This window comes from Leekyejoonella antrihumi, assembly GCF_007845645.1.
In the GTDB taxonomy this organism is placed as follows: Bacteria; Actinomycetota; Actinomycetes; order Actinomycetales; family Dermatophilaceae; genus Leekyejoonella; species Leekyejoonella antrihumi.
This window is the reverse complement of the sequence record NZ_VCQV01000012.1, coordinates 16,264-35,357: the sequence shown is the minus strand read 5'-3', so window position 1 is coordinate 35,357 and position 19,094 is coordinate 16,264. Positions and strand designations below refer to the sequence as shown.

The window sequence follows — 19,094 nt, the reverse complement described above, 5'->3', positions numbered from 1 at the left end:
GGCATGAGCACCGTTGCAGAGATGACCGTCGACGCGTTGGCAACGTATGGAGTGACCTCGGCGTGGGGTGTGGTCGGTGATGCGCTCAACCCCATCACCGACGCGATCCGTCGAGACGAGCGGATCGAGTGGATCGGCGTGCGGCACGAGGAGGTTGCCGCCTTCGCAGCGGGTGCGCAGGCACAGCTGACGGGCCGCCTCGGACTGTGCATGGGAACGGTTGGCCCCGGTTCCATCCACCTGCTCAACGGCCTGTATGACGCGAAGAAGTCCCACGCCCCGGTGCTGGCGATCTGTGGGCAGGTGCCGACCGAGGAGATCGGCAGCAGCTTCTTCCAGGAGGTCAACAACGACGTTCTCTTCAGCGACGTCGCTGTGTTCGCGCAGACCGTGACGTCGGCGAACCAGATGCCGCAGCTGCTCGAGCAGGCAGTGAACGCCGCAATGGCTCACCAGGGGGTGGCGGTGCTCACCATTCCCGGTGACGTGGGTGGACTGGAGCTGGGAAAGGACGCTCGCGCACCCCAGTTCGCTCCGGCACCCGCCGAGTCGGCGGCACCGCAGACACAGCTGGCGGGCGCTGCGAAGGTGCTCAACGAGGCCGAGACCGTGACCCTGCTGGTGGGTCAGGGTGCACGTGAAGCGCGCGCGGAGGTCCTGCAGCTGGCAGACCGGCTCCAGGCGCCGATGGTCCTGACGCTGAAGGCCAAGGAGGGGCTGGAAGAAGACAACCAGTTCCAGGTCGGGCAGACGGGACTGATCGGCAACCCGGGCGCTGCCAAGGCCCTGGACGATGCGGACGTCATCTTTCTGGTCGGCACCGACTTCCCCTATCGCGACTGGTATCCCGAAGGCAAGACCGTCATCCAGCTCGACATGCGTGCAGAGCACATCGGGCGACGGACCCAGGTCCAGCACGCACTGGTCGGCCACGTATGCCCGACGTTGCAGGCGCTGTTGCCCGAACTCACCGGTGGCCGCTCGGACAAGCACCTGCACAAGGCGCTCAAGTCCTACTCGTCGTGGGTGGATCGCCAGCATCGACTGACCGATCCGGACCACGACCGAAGCCTACTGGGCAAGATCCGCAGCATTGCGGACAACCCCGACGAGCGCATCCGCCCCGAGGCAGTTGCGGCCGCGCTCAATCGGCACGCCGCCTCCGATGCGATCTTCACCAGTGACACCGGTATGTCGACCGTGTGGCTCTCGCGCTTCATCACCCTGAGCGGGCGGCGCCGACTGCTCGGTTCCTACAACCTCGGCTCGATGGCCAATGCGATGCCGCAGTCCTTGGGTGCGCAGGCCCTTGACCGGGACCGCCAGGTCATTGCCTGTTGTGGCGACGGCGGCCTGATGATGCTTCTCGGGGACCTGCGCACCGCCGTCACCTACGATCTGCCGGCAACCTTCGTGGTCTTCAACAATGGGCGACTGGGCATGGTCAAGCTGGAGCAGGAGCAGGGCGGGCTGCCCGAGTTCGGTACGCAGCTGGACAACCCGGTCATTGCCGCCGTCGCGACGGCGATGGGTCTCAAGGGCCTGCGGGTCACGTCGCCGGATGATCTCGATGAGGCGGTCAAGGAGGCTCTGGCCACCCGTGCCCCCGTCCTGCTCGAGGTGGTGACCAACCCTGACGAGGTGTCACTGCCGCCCAAGCCCACTGTCGGCGAGGCCTGGGGATTTGCGATCGCCAAGTCCAAGGAGATCATCGAGAGCCGGTAGCATCGCTGTCGCCCCAGTCTTCAGTCGCACAGGAGCGGACGGTCATGCCCACACAGACGTCCTGGACCGCGCTGGAGTCCCACCGAGCCTGGTTGGACCGCGGCTTCACGAACGTGCTGTGGTTTGTCCGCGGATCCATCGTTCCGGCAGGTGGTTTCGCCTATCTTGACCGCAATCGGCGGCCGATGGCAGGACGGACCCCGGAGCTGTTCCTCACTGCGCGGATGGTGCACACCGCTGCTCTCGGTCATGCGCGAGGACTGCCCGGGTGCGGCGGGCTGCTGGATCATGGGCTGGAGTCGCTTCTCGGACTCTTCGCGGATACTGCCCATGGAGGCTGGTTCAGCAGGCCCGAAGAGCGGACGGCCCGCAAGTCGACCTACGACCACGTGCACGTCGGACTTGCGGCCTCGAGCGCCGTAGCCCTTGGGCATCCACTGGCCGACCGGCTGATGGCACGCGTCGTCGAGGTCGTCGACACGCGTCTGTGGGACGAGTCGGCCATGGCTCTGCGGGAGTCCTTCGCGTCGGACTGGAGCGACTCGGAGGCCTACCGCGGCGCCAACGCGAATATGCATGGGTTGGAAGCATTCTTGGCCATGGGACGCGCGACAGGGGATGCCGTGTGGCACGAGCGTGGGCTGGCGATCGCGGACCGGATCATCAACCGGAATGCACGGGAGCAGGGCTGGTTGGTGCCCGAGCACTACGACCACGACTGGCACTTGCTTCCGGACTACAACAAGGACCGGCCGGACGACCCGTTTCGCCCGTATGGTGCGACGCCCGGTCACTCGGTGGAGTGGGCCAGGCTCCTGATCGAGCTGCACGACTCCCAGCTGGTCCACGGGCCCGGCTGGTTGGTGGAGGCGGCCGAGGAGCTGGCCGCGCGGGCCCTGGACGACCTGTGGGAGGCCGACGGGCGGCCGGGCCTGGTCTACACCGTCGACTGGGACGGCCGCCCGGTGTCGACGACCCGCTTGCACTGGCCGGTGTGTGAGGCGATCCAGGCTTCGGCATCGCTCTACCGGACTACCGGCAACTGGCACTGGGAACGGTGGTATCGCGCGCTATGGGATCACGCAGCAGCCTTTTTCATCGATGCTGAAGGCACCTGGATCAACGAGCTCGATGACGATATGCACGAGGGTGGCACAGTGTGGCCGGGGCGGCCAGATGTCTACCACTGTGGCGGGGCCCTGACCGGCCCCGTGCTCCCGCGCACCTGACCGCGGCGTGCCGGCAAAGGTACGCAGGCGGAGCGCGGCCGGGGTCTCTCAGTCGCCCTTGACCTGCTGGACGATCAGGCCGATCGGCACACTCACGAGAATGACCGCCACCAGCAGGCGGTAGATCTGCAGCAGCCAGGTGGATCGCGCACCGCGGCTGTTCGTCAGGAACAGTGCCAAGGCGACGACCAGAAGCGCTCCGCCGAGCGCGGTGCCCCAGCCGGCATCGCCCACTGTGCCGGCGATGACCGCGGCATTGCCGACATTCCAGGTGAGCAGCTGTGCGGTCAGCATCCGGTCGGTGGGCACCCGGTCGGCCAGCAGTGCCTGACAGGTGCCGAGCGCCACTTGAGCGACGCCCGGCACCAGCACAAGGTAGGCCACGGCCCAGACCTCGTGCTGGGTCGGACTGTGTGCCACCACGGCGGCCACGAGGCCTCCCGCGATCACGCACGCCACGCCGATCAGCGCGAACGGGAGCACCGTTCGGGAACGGTGGCACAGCCTCTCAACCCAGTCCGGCGCCATACTCAGATCTTAGGATCCAGCATCCTTCGCCCCGGCGGCGGCGTCCTGGGCGTCCAGGTAGACACTCGACCCCATTTCCACGAAGGTCTCGCTCATCTTCTTCATGCCGTCCTTGGCGAACCGGTCACGCACATCGGCCGAGATGCGCATCGAGCAGAACTTCGGTCCACACATCGAGCAGAAGTGTGCCGTCTTCGCCGCATCGGCCGGCAGCGACTCGTCATGGAACGCGCGGGCGGTGTCGGGATCGAGCGACAGGTTGAACTGGTCCTCCCACCGGAACTCGAACCGGGCCTTCGACAGGGTGTCGTCCCACGCGCGCGCACCAGGGTGGCCCTTGGCCACGTCTGCCGAGTGCGCCGCGAGCTTGTAGGTGATCACGCCGGTCTTCACGTCGTCCCGGTTGGGCAGGCCGAGGTGCTCCTTCGGCGTGACGTAGCAGAGCATCGCCGTGCCGTGCATCGCGATCGTCGCGGCGCCGATGGCCGAGGTGATGTGGTCGTAGCCCGGCGCAATGTCGGTCACCAGCGGCCCGAGCGTGTAGAACGGCGCGCCATGGCACCAGTCCTGCTCGAGGCGAATGTTCTCCTCGACCAGGTTCAGCGGCACGTGGCCCGGTCCCTCGACCATCACCTGCACGTCGTGCGCCCAGGCCCGTTCGGTGAGCTCGGCGAGCGTCTGCAGCTCTGCCAGCTGGGCCTCGTCGTTCGCATCGGCCAGGCAACCCGGGCGCAGGCCGTCGCCGAGGCTGAACGCCACGTCATACTGCGCGAAGATCTCGCACAGCTCGTCGAAGTGGGTGTAGAGGAAGTTCTCCTCATGGTGGGCAAGGCACCAGCCGGCCAGGATTGATCCGCCGCGGCTGACGATGCCGGTGACCCGCTCGGCGGTGAGCGGGACATATCGCAGCAGCACCCCGGCATGCACGGTCATGTAGTCGACGCCCTGCTCGCACTGCTCGATGACGGTGTCACGGTAGATCTCCCAGGTGAGCTCGTCGGCGGCGCCATTGACCTTCTCCAGTGCCTGATAGATCGGCACGGTCCCGATCGGCACGGGGGAGTTGCGCACGATCCATTCGCGCGTGGTGTGGATGTCGTCGCCCGTCGACAGGTCCATGACCGTGTCGGCGCCCCAGGTCGTCGCCCACGTCATCTTCTCGACCTCGTCGGCGACGGAGCTGGTCACCGCGGAGTTGCCGATGTTGGCATTGACCTTCACCAGGAATGCCCTGCCGATGATCATCGGCTCGGTCTCGGGGTGGTTGACGTTGACCGGGATGATGGCGCGACCGGAGGCAACCTCGGCGCGCACGAGCTCGACGTCGCACCCTTCCCGTGCCGCGACGAACTGCATCTCGGGAGTGACGATGCCACGGCGCGCATAGTGCATCTGCGTTACCGGCCGGCCATCCGTGGACCGCACGGGCTCTCGTCGCTCACCCTTCCACTCCAGGCTGGAGGCGCCGCGGCGCACCGCCGATCGACCGTCGTCGGCCAGGTCCCGCCCGCGACCGGAGTAGGCCTGCACGTCGTTTCGCCCATGGATCCATTGGCTGCGGAGCGCCGGAAGCCCACGGTCGGGTTCGGATCCGGGCCCGGACGTGTCGTAGAGGTCGATCGGCGGGTTCGGCTCGTTGGTGCTCGGTGACGGTTCGAGAGTCACCCTGGTCATCGGCACTCGAAGGTCGCCCGGTCCGTCCCGGTAGATCTTCGTGCGGCCATGGTCATCGGTCGGCATAGGTTTTTCCTTCGGTTGGTGGTAGTGCGGGTAGGGGTCAAGCCGGTGCGAGTTCGGCGAAGGCCGAGGTGAGCGCGACGAGCAGGCGCGCGGTCGTCGTCGCCGGGTCGGGGGATCGCATGATGCCGCCCATGACTGCCACCCCGTGGGCTCCAGCCGCGCAGACGTCGAAGACGTCCGAGGGCTCGACTCCACCGAGCGCCAGGATCGGTGGGCAGCCGGTGACGAGTCTGCGGACCCGTGCGATACCGGCAGCTCCGAGCGGCGGTCCATAACCGGGTTTGGAGGCTGTGGCGCGCACCGGTGAGAGCGTGACGTAGTCACACCGTTCCGATGCCGCCGCTCGCGCTTCGGCGAGGCTGTGCACCGAGCGGCCCAGCATCGTCGGCCGGACTCCGGGCAGGGGGTCGGACGCTCGCAGGTGCAGTCCGACGCCGGCGCAGGGCATTAGGGGTGCTGCCACGGCCAGGGTGCCTCCGACCGGTGTCAGTAGCCGCAGCAGCCGGCGCACGATCGACCTGTGCTCGTCATCCGGCAGGTCACGCTCACGCAGAAGCACGTGTCGTGCACCGGCCGAGAGGCACTCCGCGAGAGTGGATTCCAGTGATCGGCCGGCGGGAAGCTGGCTACGGTCCGTGATGACCAGCAGCCGTGGTGCGCGCACCCTCGTCATACGGTCGGGCTGAGCGGCGAGGAGGCCTGCGCCAGGTGCCGTCGTGGGACTCGGCCCGCACGATAGGCGTCACGACCGGCGATCACCGCATGGCGCATCGCACCGGCCATGAGGGCGGGGCGTTCGGCGCGGGTCACCGCGGTCGCGAGCAGGACCGCGTCACAGCCCAGCTCCATGGCCAAGGCAGCGTCCGAAGCGGTCCCTACGCCGGCATCGAGAATCACCGGCACGTCGACGGTTTCGCGGATCAGCGTGATCGCGTGAGGATTGCGGATGCCGAGACCGCTGCCGATCGGTGCGCCGAGCGGCATCACCGCAGAGCAGCCGACCTCCTCCAGGCGCTGGGCGATCACCACATCGTCGGTGGTGTAGGGGAGGACGTGGAATCCCTTGGCCACCAACGTCTCCGCGGCCTCGACGAGCTCGATCACGTCGGGCAGCAGCGTCCGGTCGTCAGACACCACTTCGAGCTTCACCCAGTCCGTGCCCAGCGCCTCGCGCGCCAGCTCAGCGACGAGCACGGCCTCCCGAGCGGTCCGGCAGCCGGAGGTGTTGGGCAGCACCCTCACCTCGAGGTCCTTGAGTGCGTGCATCAGGCCGTTGTCGACCCCACTGTGGGTCCGGCGCATCGACACCGTGACGACCTGTGCGCCGGACGCGATCACGGCATCCCGCAGCACGCCACTGCTGCTCGCGCCGCCGGAGCCGAGGAGCAGCCGCGAGCTCAAGATCGTGTCCGCCACTGCGAAGGGATCGTCGTTCGTGCAGGTGGTCGACATGCTCAGCCTCCCTGCATCGGCGAGAGGGTGATGATGTCGGAGCCGTCGGCGATCTCGGCGTGCTGCCATCGGCTCTTTGGCACGAGCGCGCCGTCGACCGCCACGGCGACGGCCTGCTCCCGCCAGCCGTGCTCCTCGACCAGCGCTGCGACCGTGGTGCCTGGTTCGTAGGTCTGGGGTGTCCCGTTCAACGTCGCGGTGATCGTCATGCGTGGGCGCCTTCCTTCTCGAGTCGTCGGGATGTGCAGAACGGCAAGGAGCTGGCCGGCGGCGGCTCGTGCAGGACGGTCGCGCGGACCACCTCCGCGGTGATCGGCGCCAGCAGGAAGCCGTGCCGGTAGTGGCCGGTGGCGAGCGTCAGCCCAGGCACCTGGCTGAGTCCGAGGTAGGGGCCGTTGTCGTCGGTGGCCGGCCGAAGACCGACCGAGTGCTCGACCAGCTCACTGTCCCGCAGCTCGGGCACGATTGCGCATGCGGCGCTCAGCAGGTCGATGACGGCCCGGGGTGTCCGGCGCAGGTCATGGCCCACGTCCTCGCTCGTCCCGCCTACGACGACGGTGCGGTCTGCCCGCGGCACCAGGTAGACATCGACCTCGTCGACGCGTGCGCGGACCGTGCGAGTGAGGATCTCGACCGGAGAGTGCAGTCGCAGCTGCTGGCCCTTCACCGGCCGGATCGCCGGGTCGAGGCCGGCCTCGCGTGCCAGTCGGCCGCTCCAGACGCCCGCCGCCAGGACGAGGTGATCGACCCGCTGGACGCCATCGCCGGAGCGAACCGCCGTAACGGAGCCGTCGGCGAGCAGCGGGTACGCCAGGTCCTCGACGATGCGTACGCCGCCGGCGGCGACCGAGAGGCGCAGTGCGTCCAGGACGCGTCGGTTGTCGACCGACCAGTCCGAGTCGACCCGAAGACCGGCCAGGACACGACGCGACAGAGCAGGTTCGTGTCGACGGCACTCCCGCCCGGTCAGCCACTCGTACCTCAGCGCGTGCTGGTCCCAGAGCTGCGCGCGCCGCTCCAGCCGGAGTCGGTCATCTGGGTCGGTGGCGAGCTGGAGCGTCCCGTTCGTGCGTAGCTCTACGTCCACGCCGGACTCGGCGTGCAACGATCTCGCCAGTTCCGGCCATCGGGCCAGGGAGTCGACCGAGAGGGCGTGCAATGCGCTCTCGCCGTAGTCGAGCTCACAAGTGGGAGCGAGCATCCCGGCCGCGACGTCGGAAGGGCGCCCCCGCTGCGGCCGGTCATAGAGCGTGACCTGTGCACCGGATTTTGCGAGCTGCCGCGCGCAGGTCAGGCCGATCACGCCGCCGCCGACCACCGCGACGACGGGTCCGGAGCTCACAGTGGGGAGTGCGCGTCGAACCCGGCAGATGGTGGGGTGGGTGGCAAACTCATCATCTTCTCCTTGCGCCGGCATGATCCGGATCAAGTGGAAGCGGTCGGGGCTGCAGCCCCCTCTCAGCCCGGTGCACCGGACTCCCGCGAAGGACAGGCATACGCTAACACGCGGCCGCGCCGTCCGATGGTGCGGGCCAAGTGCTGCGCGAGAAAATCGGCCTCGCGCTGGATCGACCCGTCGATCGTGACACGAGATACGCTTGGTGTTGATGGTGTCAATGGTGCAAGATAGGAGCACTGAGAAAGTCGCAGTTCGCGTATGACGCAGCCGGCACTACGGCGAGGCCGTTGGGGAAGACGTCCCTCACACCCGTAGGAGGACCGGATGTCTGTCGCGAGTTCGCGCCCTGTCACACGCGGGGTGGTGTTCATACACTCCACCCCGACTGCACTATGCCCTCATATCGGCTGGGCCCTGGAGAACGTGCTGGGCTCCGCCGTGCGACTGGAGTGGACCAAGCAGCCGGTGACCGCCGGCCTCGTGCGCACCGAGCTCTCCTGGATGGGCGCGCCCGGGACCGGCGCGCACCTGGCCAGTGCGCTGCGGGACGCCGATCGGGTGCGGTTCGAGGTCACCGAGGAGCCCAGCCCGGGTGCGGACGGGTCACGGTGGTCGCATACGCCCGGCCTCGGCATCCATCACACCTGGACCTCCGCATCGGGAGACGCCGTCGTCAACGAGGACCGGCTGCGCTCGGCGCTGGTGGCCAGCAAGGGCGACCCCGAGCTGTTCCGCGCCGAGATGGCCGAGCTGCTCGGAACCGCCTGGGATCAGGAGCTCGAGGCGTTCCGGTATGCCGGTGACGGCGCCACGGTGCGGTGGCTGCACCGGGTCTCCTAGGCCCCCACGAAGTGTTCGCTCGTCCCTCGCTCAAAGGGGGATGTTGCCGTGACTGCCGCGTTTTTGCGGAGCCTGCGCGATGGCGCGAGCGATGGCCGAACACGTGGCGGTCGGAGCGACGACCTCGTCGATGACACCGATCTCGACCGCCCGCTGTAGACCACCGGCCAGTACGGCGTGCTCGGCCGCAAGCTCCGCCTCCACCTGTGCCCGCTCGGCCTCGTCGACCTCGGCCAGGCGTCGGCGATGCAGGATCCGCACGGCCGCCACATGCCCCATGACCGCAATCTCCGCAGACGGCCAGGCGAAGACCTTGGTCGCCCCGAGCGACCGGGAGTTCATCGCGATGTAGGCGCCGCCATAGGTCTTGCGGGTGACCAGGGTGACCCGGGGCACCGTTGCCTCCGCGAAGGCGTGCAGCAGCTTCGCGCCGCGACGCACGACACCGTCCCACTCCTGTCCCACCCCGGGCAGATAGCCGGGCACGTCGACGAGCACGATCAGCGGGACGCCGAACGAGTCGCACATGCGCACGAACCGTGCTGCCTTCTCGGCGGATGTCGAGTCGAGGCAGCCGCCGAGCCGCATCGGGTTGTTGGCGATCACGCCGACCGTGCGACCTCCGAAACGGCTGAGGGTCGTGATGATGTTCGGCGCCCAGCGGGGGTGCAGCTCGATCGACGCCTGCGGGTCGTCCACCAGGTTGTCGATCAGCGGGTGCACGTCGTAGGCACGCTTGGCCGACTCCGGGAAGGTCTCGGCAAGGTCGAGGTCGGCAACTGTGGAGACATCGAGCTCACCCTGGTCGGCAAGCAGGGACGCCAGCGCGCGACCCCGCTCATACGCCTCCTGGGTGGTTTCCGTCACGACGTGCACGACGCCAGAGCGCCGGCCGTGCGGCTCCGGTCCGCCCAGCCGAAGGGCATCGACGTTCTCGCCGGTCACCGATCGCACCACGTCCGGGCCGGTCACAAAGATGCGGCCGTGCGGCCCCAGGACAACAATGTCCGTCAGCGCCGGCCCATAGGCGGCGCCGCCGGCGGCGGGCCCGATCACGACCGAGATCTGCGGGATGACCCCGGAGGCCCGGGTCATGATCGCAAAGACCTCACCCACGGCATGCAACGACACCACGCCCTCGGCCAGACGGGCGCCACCGGAGTGCCAGAGCCCCAGCACGGGCACTCCGTCGGCGAGCGCGCGCTCATACGCGTGAACGACGACCTGGCACCCCTTGACGCCCATCGCACCGCCCTGGATGGCGGCGTCCGAGGCGAACACGACCACGTCGGTCCCGAGCACCGTGCCGGTGGCCGCAAGCATGCCGCTCGCGTCCTCCGGGCTGATCAGCTTCATCGATCCGGCGTCGAGAAACTCCGCGAGACGAGTGCGGGGACTGCGAGGGTCTTCGTCCCCGTCAGCCCGCGCTGCCGCCATCAGACACTCTTGACCACGAGGGCGATGTTGTGTCCGCCGAAGCCGAACGAGTTGTTGAGGGCCGCGATGTCGCCGCCCGGCAGCTTCCGATGCTCACCGTGCACCACGTCGAGCTTGATGGCCGGATCCTGGTTGTCCAGGTTGATGGTGGCCGGTATCAGGCGGTGGTGAACGGTCAAGATCGTGATGACGTTCTCCAGTGCGCCGGCGGCGCCGAGCAGGTGGCCGGTCATGGACTTGGTGGCCGTCACGGCCATGTCCTCTGTGGCGTCGCCGAAGGCCCGACGGATCGCGTTGTACTCGGCGATGTCACCCACCGGGGTGGAGGTGGCATGCGCATTGATGTGGCTGATGTCCTTGGGCTCGAGGCCCGCGCGGGTGACCGCCTCGAGCATCGCGCGAGAGGCACCGGCACCCTCCGGCTCCGGGGCCGTGATGTGGTGGGCATCCGAGGACATGCCGATGCTGGCCAGCTCCGCGTAGATCCGCGCGCCGCGAGCCTTCGCGTGCTCGTAGGACTCGAGCACGATCACTGCCGCGCCCTCGCCGAGGACGAAGCCATCGCGTTCCGTGTCGTAGGGGCGCGACGCGGCGGTCGGGTCGTCGTTGCGCTTGGACAACGCCTGCATCGAGGCGAAACCCGCTATGGGCAGCGGATGAATCGCGGCCTCGGTGCCGCCGGCAACCACGACGTCGGCTCGCCCGGACCGAATCATGTCCGCGGCATAGCCCATCGACTCCGCGCCGGAAGCGCACGCCGAAACGGTCGTGTGCGCGCCCGCGCGGGCTCCCAGGTCGAGGGAGACATTGCCGGACGCGGTGTTGGGCATGAGCATGGGCACGGTCAGGGGGTAGACCCGCCGTGGTCCCTTCTCCTTCAGCACGTCGTACTGCGCCAGCAGGGTCTGCACGCCGCCGATGCCGGTGCCGATGGCGACCGCCAGGCGCTCCGGTTCGACTCCGGGCTCGCCGGCATCCGCCCAGGCCTCGCGCGCCGCGATGATGGCGTACTGGCTGGTGGGATCCATCCGACGGATCTCCACGCGCTTGAGGACCTCGCCGGGGTCCTGCTTGATGCTCGCGGCGAACGTGATGGGAAGGTCGTACTCCTGCACCCAGTCCTGCTCGAGTGGCCGCGCTCCGGACTCACCGGCGAGCAGCGCGTCCCAGGTCTGGGCGGCGGTGCCGCCGAGGGGGGTCGTCGCGCCGACACCGGTGACGACGATGCGCTGGTCTGTGCTCATGTTCTTTAGGCTCCGATCGTGGTGGCCCGAGGTCGGGGCCCGCCTCGCTCCGCGTGGCGGGCCCCGATCGGGTCAGCCCTGGGCGTTCTGGATGTACTTGACGGCGTCGCCGACAGTGGACAGGTTCTTCACGTCGTCGTCGGGGATCCGCACGCCGAACTTCTCCTCGGCGTTGACCACGATGGTCATCATCGACAGGGAGTCGATGTCGAGGTCCTCGGTGAAGGACTTCTCGGGCTGCACGTCCTTCGCGTCGACGCCGGTCTCCTCGTTGACGATCTCGGCGAGGCCCTCCAAGATCTCCTGCTCGCTCTGAGCCATGGTGCGTAACTCCTTGTTTCGTCGCCTGGTCGGGCGAATCTTCATTGGGCTGACTCGGATTCCCGCCGAGCCTCGGGTGTCTTGGTCGGGGTCCTCACGAAGTATCGGAAGGAGCCCGCGACTGGAGAACTTCGTGAGGTAGCACTATGGCAGCTCGATGACCTGCGCGGCGTACACCAGTCCTGCGCCAAAACCGATCTGCAGGGCCAGGCCGCCGTGTGGTGCCTCACCTTCGCGCAACATGCGCTCGGTGGCAAGGGGGATCGACGCCGCCGAGGTATTGCCGGTCTGTGCGATGTCGCGCGCGACCGGGATGTCGGCCGGCATACCCAGCTGTTTGATCAGCTGGTCGATGATCCGCATGTTCGCCTGGTGCGGGATGAAGGCATCCAGATCGTCGACCGTGATGCCGGCCTTGTCCAGGGCCTGCTGCGCGACCGGAGCCATGCCCCAGACCGCCCAGCGGAAGACCGACTGGCCCTTCATCCCGATCGTGGAGTCCTGGCCGGACTGCTGCCGGTCCTCCCACGCGTTGAGGATGTGGGTCCACGACTCGCGCTGCCGGATGGTGTCCCAGGCCTCGCCGTCCGAGCCCCAGACGGTCGGTCCGATGGCCGGATGATCGGACGGGCCGACAATGGCGGCGCCGGCACCGTCACCGAAGATGAACGCCGTGCCGCGGTCGTGCTTGTCGGTGAACGCGGACAGCTTCTCGACTCCGACGACCAGGACGTACTCGGCGCTGCCGCCCCGGACCATGTCGGAGGCCAGGGAGATGCCGTAGCAGTAGCCGGCGCAGGCGGCAGAGATGTCGAAGGCGGGTGCGCCGTTCGCGCCCAGCCGGGTGGCGAGCAGCGGTGCGGCCGCGGGCGTCTGGTAGGGGTGGGTGACCGTGGAGACGAGCACCGCTCCCAGTTGAGCGGGCCGGATGCCGCTGCGGGTCAGGACATCCCGAGCTGCCTTCTCGGCCATGTCGATGACGGTCTCGTCCGGTGCCGCCCAGCGCCGAGTCTCGATCCCGGACCGCTCGCGGATCCACTGGTCCGACGAATCGATCCAGGTGCAGACCTCGTCGTTGGTGATGACCCGCTCGGGTCGGTACCCGCCCACTGCATGGATGCGGGCATACTGCGCGCCCGTCGTCGCGGACAGACGGCCGGTGCCCTTGGGGGCAATGGTCGAGTCACTGGGCATGTCAGACCTCCTGAGGATGCAGACGAAGCAGCGGCTGTCCGGGCGACACGGGGTCGCCGTCCTCGACCAGCCACTCGATGACACGGCCGCCATGGGTTGCGGTGACCTCGAAGGTGTCGCGAAGGGTCGAAATCGTGGCGACGACCGCGCCGGGCTCCACGGTGCTGCCGGTCTCGGCGCGCTCGAAGGAGACCAGGCCCTTGCCCGGTGCGACCACGAGGCGCCAGGTCGGATCGATGGCGCCGCCGGGGAAGCCGTGCTCATGCACCATCTCGTGGGCTTTGGCCAAGTCGTCGGGAGTCTTGAGGGCGAGCGTCTCGACACCCGGCATCCCCCGTTTTGCGAGGCCGACCAGGGTGCCGGCCGGCGGGATCTCGATCAGGCCGGTGACGCCCATCGACACCATGGTCTCCATCGTCGTGTCCCAGCGCACCGGACTGGCGACCTGACCGACCAGGCGGCGCAGCACCTCGCCGCCGGCGTGCACGACCTGGCCGTCCTTGTTACTGATCAGCGGCGCCCGTGTGTCGTGGACGGAGATGGCGCGGGCGTAGCCGCTCAGGACCTCGACGGCGGAGGCCATGTGCTCGGTGTGGAACGCACCGGCGACCTTCAGCGGGATCACCCGGGCCCTGCCGGGCGGCTCGGCGCGCAGCTGCGCCAGCTGGTCCATGGTGCCGGCCGCGACGACCTGTCCGCCACCGTTCATGTTGGCGGGGGTCAGCCCATGCTTCTCGAGGGTGGTCAGGACCTCCGCCTGGTCACCACCGATGACGGCACTCATCCCGGTGGGCTGCCTGGCGCTGGCCTGCGCCATCGCCCGGCCACGCTCTCGCACGAAGACCATGGCCTGCTCGGCGCTCATCACACCGGCCGCGGCCGCCGCGGTGATCTCGCCGACGGAGTGGCCGGCACCGGCACCGACGAGGCGGAATCCGTCCGCCGGGTGCTCGAAGAGGGCGAGCAGCGACAGCAGCCCGGCCCCTACGATCAGCGGTTGCGCGACCGCGGTGTCCTTGATCGTGTCCGCGTCGGACGTGGTGCCGTGGGTCACCAGGTCCAGGCCGGCGACCGCCGACAGCCACTGGAGCCGGTCCTGGAAACCGGGGAGCTCGAGCCAGGGGGCGAGGAACCCGGGGGACTGAGAGCCCTGTCCAGGGCAGACGATTGCGAGCACGTGTCCAGCCTCCCGGTAGTACCTCAGGTATCCCGTGACCGAATCCGACGAAGAATGGCCAAAGATCTTTGGAGGATACCTCTAAATTGCCAGGTGCGAGTAGGCGAGCGCCAGCCGGACGCAGAACGCGTCCCGAGAGTGGCCCAGGTCGTAGCCCGTGAGCGCCGCGACGCGTCCGAGGCGGTACCTCACGGTGTTGGGGTGCACGAACATCAGCCGCGCGGTCGCCTCCAGGCTGCGTTCGCTCAGGTAGGTCTGGACCGTTTCGCGCAGCGTGTCGGCCGACCGTAGGGGACGGGCGACGCGGTCGACCAGCAGCCGGCGCGCGTGCACGTCACCCGCGAGCGCGCGCTCCGGGAGCAGCTCCTCGGCCAGGCACGGGCGCGGTGCCTCGGACCAGGCGGGGGCAGCGGTGTGCCCGGAGAGCGCGGCCCGGGCACTGCGCCCCGCGGCATACAGGTGCGGCACCAACGGTCCGATCACCAACGGGCCGTCAGCCCACTGACCCTGCAGCCGTTCGACCGTCTGGATGGGTTCGTCGACGTTGCCCAGCACCCCGACCAGGCGGCGGCCTTGCACCGAGACAAGGGCATCGACCTCTTGCCTCGCAGCGGCGCGACGCAGCGCATCGACCACTTCGGCACTCGGGCCGGCAGGCGACTTCCCAGCGACCACAATGACATTGCGCACCTCGTCCCAGCCGAGGGCGGAGACCCGTGACCGGAGGGCCTCGTCGGCCTCGCCACGGAGCACCGCGTCGATCACGAGTGCCTCGAGCCGGGCGTCCCAGGCGCCACGGGACTCCGCCGCCTGGGCGTACACCTCGGCCGCCGAGAACGCGACCTCGCGGGAGTAGATGAGCACGGCCTCGCGCAGTTGCTGCTCCTGGCCCGGTGCGGCCACCTGGGGAACCTCGTGCTCGACGACATCGATCACCGTGCGGACCAGGTCGAGGGTCTGACGCAGCGTGATCGATCGGGTGAGCTCCCGTGGCGCCGTCCCGAAGACGTCGGAGGTGATCGGCGGTGCGGTGCTGCGGTCGCGATACCAGGCGATGAAGGCACCGATGCCCGCCTGGGCGACCAGGCCTACCCAGGAGCGATCCTCCGCGGACAGCGAGCGATACCAGTCGTGCGCCTCCTCCATCCGCTGCGTTGCCGCAGTGGAGAGCGCGCCGGCGTGTCGTTCGAGACGTTCGCGGGTGCTGAGGGTCGGAGTCACCCGGACAGCGTATTTGTCGGACCCCGACAGTGACCAGCAGTTCTTGGTCATCGTCGGGCAACGGCAGATCGGGTGTTGGCGACAAGTCCCGCTAGTGCGTTACTTCTCGCCAGCACCCCTTCGGGTGCTGTGCCCAGGGCGTCGGTCAGGCGTCGCCGCCCGCATTGCCGCTCGTCCCGGCGCGCACGTCCAGCAGCTGGTACTTGTCGGCCGCCGCCTTGGCCAGCTCCGGGTCGATCTCTCCGCGCCGAGCCAGCACCTGGAGGGTGCGAACGGCGAGCGACGGTCCGTCGATGTGGAAGTAGCGCCGTGCCGCAGCGCGGGTGTCGGCGAAACCGAAGCCGTCGGCACCGAGCGAGACATATTCGCCGGGGACCCACTGCGCGATCTGATCCTGGACGGCGCGCATCCAGTCAGACGTTGCGAGCACCGGGCCGGGCGCGTCCTTCAGCTTCTGCGTGATGTACGGCGTGCGGCTGGGCTGCTCGGGGTGCAGGAACTCCTGCTTGTCGCACTCCAGGGCATCTCGGCGCAGCTCGTTCCAGGACGTCACCGACCAGACGTCCGTGACCACCCCGAAGTCGTCCTTGAGCAGCTGTTGGGCCTCCAGCGCCCACGGCACACCCACGCCCGAGGCCAGCAGCTGGGCACGGGGAGCATCGTCGCCGACGCCCTCGGTGCTGCCGGGCGCAATGCGGTGGATGCCGCGCAGGATCCCTTCGACGTCGACGTTCTCCGGCTCGGGCGGCTGGACCATCGGCTCGTTGTAGACCGCCATGTAGTACATGACGTTCTCGGGACGGTCGCCAAACATACGGCGCAGCCCGTCCCGGACGATGTGCGCGATCTCATAACCGTAGGCGGGGTCGTAGGAGACGACGCCGGGGTTGGTCGACGCGAGCAGCATGCTGTGTCCGTCGGCGTGCTGCAAACCCTCACCGGTCAAGGTGGTGCGTCCCGCAGTGGCTCCGACGAGGAAGCCGCGAGTCATCTGGTCGCCGGCGGCCCAGATGAAGTCACCGGTGCGCTGGAACCCGAACATCGAGTAGAACATGTATACGGGGATCATCGGCAGGTCGTGGGTCGAGTAGGAGGTGCCGACCGCGGTGAACGCGGCCGTACAACCGGCCTCGTTGATCCCCAGGTGCAGGATCTGGCCGTCCTTGGCCTCCTTGTAGGCGAGCATCAGCTCGTGGTCCACGGAGGTGTAGGTCTGACCATGCGGGTTGTAGATCTTGGCCGACGGGAAGAACGAGTCGAGCCCGAACGTGCGCGCCTCGTCGGGGATCATCGGCACGAAGTGCTTGCCGAACTCCTTGTCGCGCATCAGCTCCTTGAGGATGCGTACGAAGGCCATCGTCGTGGCGATCTCCTGCTTGCCCGAGCCCTTCTTCGCGATGGCGTAGGTCTTGTCGCCCGGCAGGGTGAGCGTGGTCGAGCTCTTGGTGCGGCGGCTTGGTACGGAGCCACCGAGCTTCTTGCGCCGTTCCAGCATGTACTGGATCGCCGGGTCGTCGTTGCCGGGGTGGTAGTACGGCGGCAGCTTGGGGTTGTCCTCCAAGACCTTGTCGCTGATCGGGATCCGGAGCGAGTCCCGGAAGCCCTTCAGGTCATCCAGGGTCATCTTCTTCATCTGGTGGGTGGCGTTCCGGCCGGCGAAGTGGCTGCCGAGGCTGTAGCCCTTGATGGTCTTGACCAGGATGACCGTCGGCTGCCCGTGGTGGTGGGTGGCGGCCTTGTACGCGGCGTACACCTTGCGGTAGTCGTGCCCTCCGCGCTTGAGTTTCCACCAGATGTCTTCGTCCGACCAGTCCTTGACCATGGCCTTGGTGCGCGGGTCGCGACCGAAGAAATGGTCGCGCACGTAGGCGCCGTCATTGGCCCGGAACGTCTGGTAGTCGCCGTCCGGGGTCTCGTTCATCAGGTTGACCAGGGCGCCGTCGCGGTCCGCCGCGAGCAGCGGGTCCCAGCCTCGGCCCCATACGACCTTGATGACGTTCCAGCCGGCACCTCGGAAGTAGGACTCCAGCTCCTGGATGATCTTGCCGTTGCCGCGGACGGGTCCGTCCAGCTGCTGCAGGTTGCAGTTGACGACGAAGGTGAGGTTGTCCAGCTCCTCCACTGCGGCTGTCTGCAGCGCGCCGCGGGACTCCGGCTCGCCGAACTCGCCGTCGCCGAGGAACGCCCAGACGTGCTGCTGACTGGTGTCCTTGAGCCCGCGGTTCTGCAGATACTTGTTGAACTGCGCCTGATAGATGGCGTTCATCGGGCCGATCCCCATGGAGACCGTCGGGAACTGCCAGAAGTCGGGCATGTTGTGCGGGTGCGGGTACGACGGCAGGCCGCGTTCCGTGCCATCCACGATGTGGGAGTGCATCTGGCGGAACCCGTTCAGGTCATCCTCGTCCAGCCTGCCCTCGAGGAATGCCCGCGAGTAGACCCCCGGTGAGGCGTGCCCCTGGAAGAAGATCTGGTCGCCGCCGCCGGGGTGGTCGTTGCCGCGGAAGAAGTGGTTGAAGCCGACCTCGTACAACGTGGCGGCCGAGGCGTAGGTCGAGATGTGTCCACCGACGCCGATGCCCGGACGCTGCGCGCGGTGCACCATCATTGCGGCGTTCCAGCGCAGCCAGGCACGGTACTTGCGCTCGAGATCCTCGTCGCCGGGGAACCACGGCTCGTCCTCGGGCCCGATGGTGTTGATGTAGTCGGTCGCGGTCAGCGACGGCACACCGATCTGACGCTGCCGAGCACGCTCGAGCAGCTTGAGCATGACGTACCGTGCGCGGGCCTGACCGCCGGCGTCGATCACGCCGTCGAGCGAGTCCAACCACTCCTGGGTCTCATCCGGGTCGATATCCGGCAACTGACTGGGTAGGCCATTCAGGATGGGTCCGGCGTTCTCACGTGCCACGAGTGGCTCCTCTCATGCGGCGCTGCAAGTCTGGCTCCCATCTTGCACCGTTTGAGGGGCGTTCTCGTCCCCGGCCTGGGTTACCGTCCGGTATGTGGTTTTTGTCTCTTCGGTTGCAAAGCGCGCCGGTTCCTAGTGGACTGTCGCCTATGTGTATCTCCACCGACAGCAGACGACGAGGGAAAGGTCAATGGTGAACCGCATCGCAGGGGCGACATTCGCAGAGCGCCTCGGTTTTGAGAACGGCCAGATCGTGCAGGAGTTCGGCTGGGACGACGACGTCGACGAGGCGCTCCGTGAGGACGTCGAGGGGGCCGTCGGGTCGGGTCTCGAGGACGTCGACTACGACGGTGTCGTGGACGCCGTCGTGCTCTGGTGGCGGGAGGGCGACGGCGACCTGACCGACGACTGCGTCGATGCGTTGACCAACCTCGGCGACAAGGGCTTCATCCTGGTCCTGGTCCCCAAGTCGGGGCATCCGGATCACGTGGATGCCAGCGATATCGCCGAGGCCGCTCAGACTGCCGGCCTCAAGGCGTCCTCGTCGACCAAGGCAGGCAAGGACTGGATCGCGACCAAGCTCGTCCAGGGCGGCATTCAGAAGCAGCGATGAAAGAATCCCCACGAAGTTCTACGCTCGCACGCTCGCTCCGATACTTCGCGGGGGCCCCGGGGA

17 protein-coding genes and 1 riboswitch are annotated in these 19,094 nt (G+C 68.1%); of the genes, 4 read left to right on the top strand and 13 right to left on the bottom strand.

The window, feature by feature from the left end; genetic code table 11:
- Nucleotides 1-3 precede the first annotated feature (3 nt).
- Both FGL98_RS10325 and FGL98_RS10320 read left to right on the top strand, forming a co-directional pair.
- Entirely contained in the window at nucleotides 4-1,725 is a 1,722-nt protein-coding gene (locus FGL98_RS10325) for a thiamine pyrophosphate-dependent enzyme (protein ID WP_146316687.1), read from the top strand.
- 44 nt (nucleotides 1,726-1,769) lie between these two features.
- On the top strand, nucleotides 1,770-2,954 hold the full coding sequence (locus FGL98_RS10320) for an AGE family epimerase/isomerase (protein WP_146316686.1): 1,185 nt from the start codon (nucleotides 1,770-1,772) through the stop codon (nucleotides 2,952-2,954).
- Nucleotides 2,955-3,002: 48 nt separating this feature from the next.
- Here FGL98_RS10320 and FGL98_RS10315 read toward each other — a convergent pair whose 3' ends face one another.
- The 6 genes from FGL98_RS10315 to thiO form a co-directional block, all read right to left on the bottom strand.
- Nucleotides 3,003-3,482 carry a hypothetical protein gene (locus FGL98_RS10315; protein WP_146316685.1) on the bottom strand — a complete coding sequence of 160 codons (480 nt, stop codon included), beginning with the start codon at nucleotides 3,480-3,482 and terminating at the stop codon, nucleotides 3,003-3,005.
- A gap of 9 nt (nucleotides 3,483-3,491) precedes the next feature.
- Entirely contained in the window at nucleotides 3,492-5,222 is a 1,731-nt protein-coding gene (gene thiC, locus FGL98_RS10310) for a phosphomethylpyrimidine synthase ThiC (protein ID WP_146316684.1), read from the bottom strand.
- Between the two features lie 37 nt (nucleotides 5,223-5,259).
- On the bottom strand, nucleotides 5,260-5,895 hold the full coding sequence (locus tag FGL98_RS10305; protein ID WP_146316683.1) for a thiamine phosphate synthase: 636 nt from the start codon (nucleotides 5,893-5,895) through the stop codon (nucleotides 5,260-5,262).
- Complete coding sequence (locus FGL98_RS10300; protein WP_146316682.1) at nucleotides 5,892-6,674, bottom strand: thiazole synthase; 783 nt, start codon at nucleotides 6,672-6,674, stop codon at nucleotides 5,892-5,894. Before FGL98_RS10300 ends, FGL98_RS10305 begins: the two co-directional genes overlap by 4 nt.
- Before the next feature lie 2 nt (nucleotides 6,675-6,676).
- The gene (gene thiS / locus FGL98_RS10295; protein ID WP_146316681.1) at nucleotides 6,677-6,883 is read right to left on the bottom strand and encodes a sulfur carrier protein ThiS; all 207 of its coding nucleotides are present in this window, start codon (nucleotides 6,881-6,883) and stop codon (nucleotides 6,677-6,679) included.
- Nucleotides 6,880-8,091 (bottom strand): glycine oxidase ThiO, encoded by a 1,212-nt coding sequence (gene thiO, locus FGL98_RS10290; RefSeq protein WP_342779962.1) that lies wholly within the window; start codon nucleotides 8,089-8,091, stop codon nucleotides 6,880-6,882. Before thiO ends, thiS begins: the two co-directional genes overlap by 4 nt.
- Nucleotides 8,060-8,167, bottom strand: a riboswitch (TPP riboswitch). It overlaps the preceding gene by 32 nt.
- A gap of 230 nt (nucleotides 8,168-8,397) precedes the next feature.
- Between thiO and FGL98_RS10285 the strand changes: the two genes are divergently transcribed.
- Entirely contained in the window at nucleotides 8,398-8,913 is a 516-nt protein-coding gene (locus FGL98_RS10285; RefSeq protein WP_146316679.1) for a DUF3145 domain-containing protein, read from the top strand.
- A 30-nt stretch (nucleotides 8,914-8,943) separates the two neighbouring features.
- Here the strand turns inward: FGL98_RS10285 and FGL98_RS10280 are convergent, their stop codons facing one another.
- The 7 genes from FGL98_RS10280 to aceE all read right to left on the bottom strand — a co-directional run bounded on the left by FGL98_RS10280 (nucleotide 8,944) and on the right by aceE (nucleotide 18,418).
- Nucleotides 8,944-10,269 carry an acyl-CoA carboxylase subunit beta gene (locus FGL98_RS10280; RefSeq protein ID WP_246136487.1) on the bottom strand — a complete coding sequence of 442 codons (1,326 nt, stop codon included), beginning with the start codon at nucleotides 10,267-10,269 and terminating at the stop codon, nucleotides 8,944-8,946.
- Between the two features lie 80 nt (nucleotides 10,270-10,349).
- Nucleotides 10,350-11,594, bottom strand: coding sequence for a beta-ketoacyl-ACP synthase II (gene fabF / locus FGL98_RS10275; RefSeq protein WP_146316677.1), 1,245 nt, complete (start codon nucleotides 11,592-11,594; stop codon nucleotides 10,350-10,352).
- Nucleotides 11,595-11,666: 72 nt separating this feature from the next.
- Complete coding sequence (locus FGL98_RS10270; RefSeq protein WP_146316676.1) at nucleotides 11,667-11,915, bottom strand: acyl carrier protein; 249 nt, start codon at nucleotides 11,913-11,915, stop codon at nucleotides 11,667-11,669.
- Between the two features lie 144 nt (nucleotides 11,916-12,059).
- On the bottom strand, nucleotides 12,060-13,109 hold the full coding sequence (locus FGL98_RS10265) for a beta-ketoacyl-ACP synthase III (RefSeq protein ID WP_146316675.1): 1,050 nt from the start codon (nucleotides 13,107-13,109) through the stop codon (nucleotides 12,060-12,062).
- 1 nt (nucleotide 13,110) lies between these two features.
- Nucleotides 13,111-14,286 (bottom strand): acyltransferase domain-containing protein, encoded by a 1,176-nt coding sequence (locus tag FGL98_RS10260; RefSeq protein ID WP_146316674.1) that lies wholly within the window; start codon nucleotides 14,284-14,286, stop codon nucleotides 13,111-13,113.
- 81 nt (nucleotides 14,287-14,367) lie between these two features.
- On the bottom strand, nucleotides 14,368-15,507 hold the full coding sequence (locus FGL98_RS10255) for a PucR family transcriptional regulator (RefSeq protein WP_281289169.1): 1,140 nt from the start codon (nucleotides 15,505-15,507) through the stop codon (nucleotides 14,368-14,370).
- Nucleotides 15,508-15,652: 145 nt separating this feature from the next.
- Nucleotides 15,653-18,418: a pyruvate dehydrogenase (acetyl-transferring), homodimeric type gene (gene aceE, locus FGL98_RS10250; protein WP_146316673.1), complete on the bottom strand. Its 2,766-nt coding sequence runs from the start codon at nucleotides 18,416-18,418 to the stop codon at nucleotides 15,653-15,655.
- Between the two features lie 190 nt (nucleotides 18,419-18,608).
- Here aceE and FGL98_RS10245 point away from each other — a divergent pair, with 190 nt between their 5' ends.
- Nucleotides 18,609-19,031, top strand: a complete 423-nt coding sequence (locus FGL98_RS10245; RefSeq protein WP_146316672.1) for a DUF3052 domain-containing protein — start codon at nucleotides 18,609-18,611, stop codon at nucleotides 19,029-19,031.
- Nucleotides 19,032-19,094 lie beyond the last annotated feature (63 nt).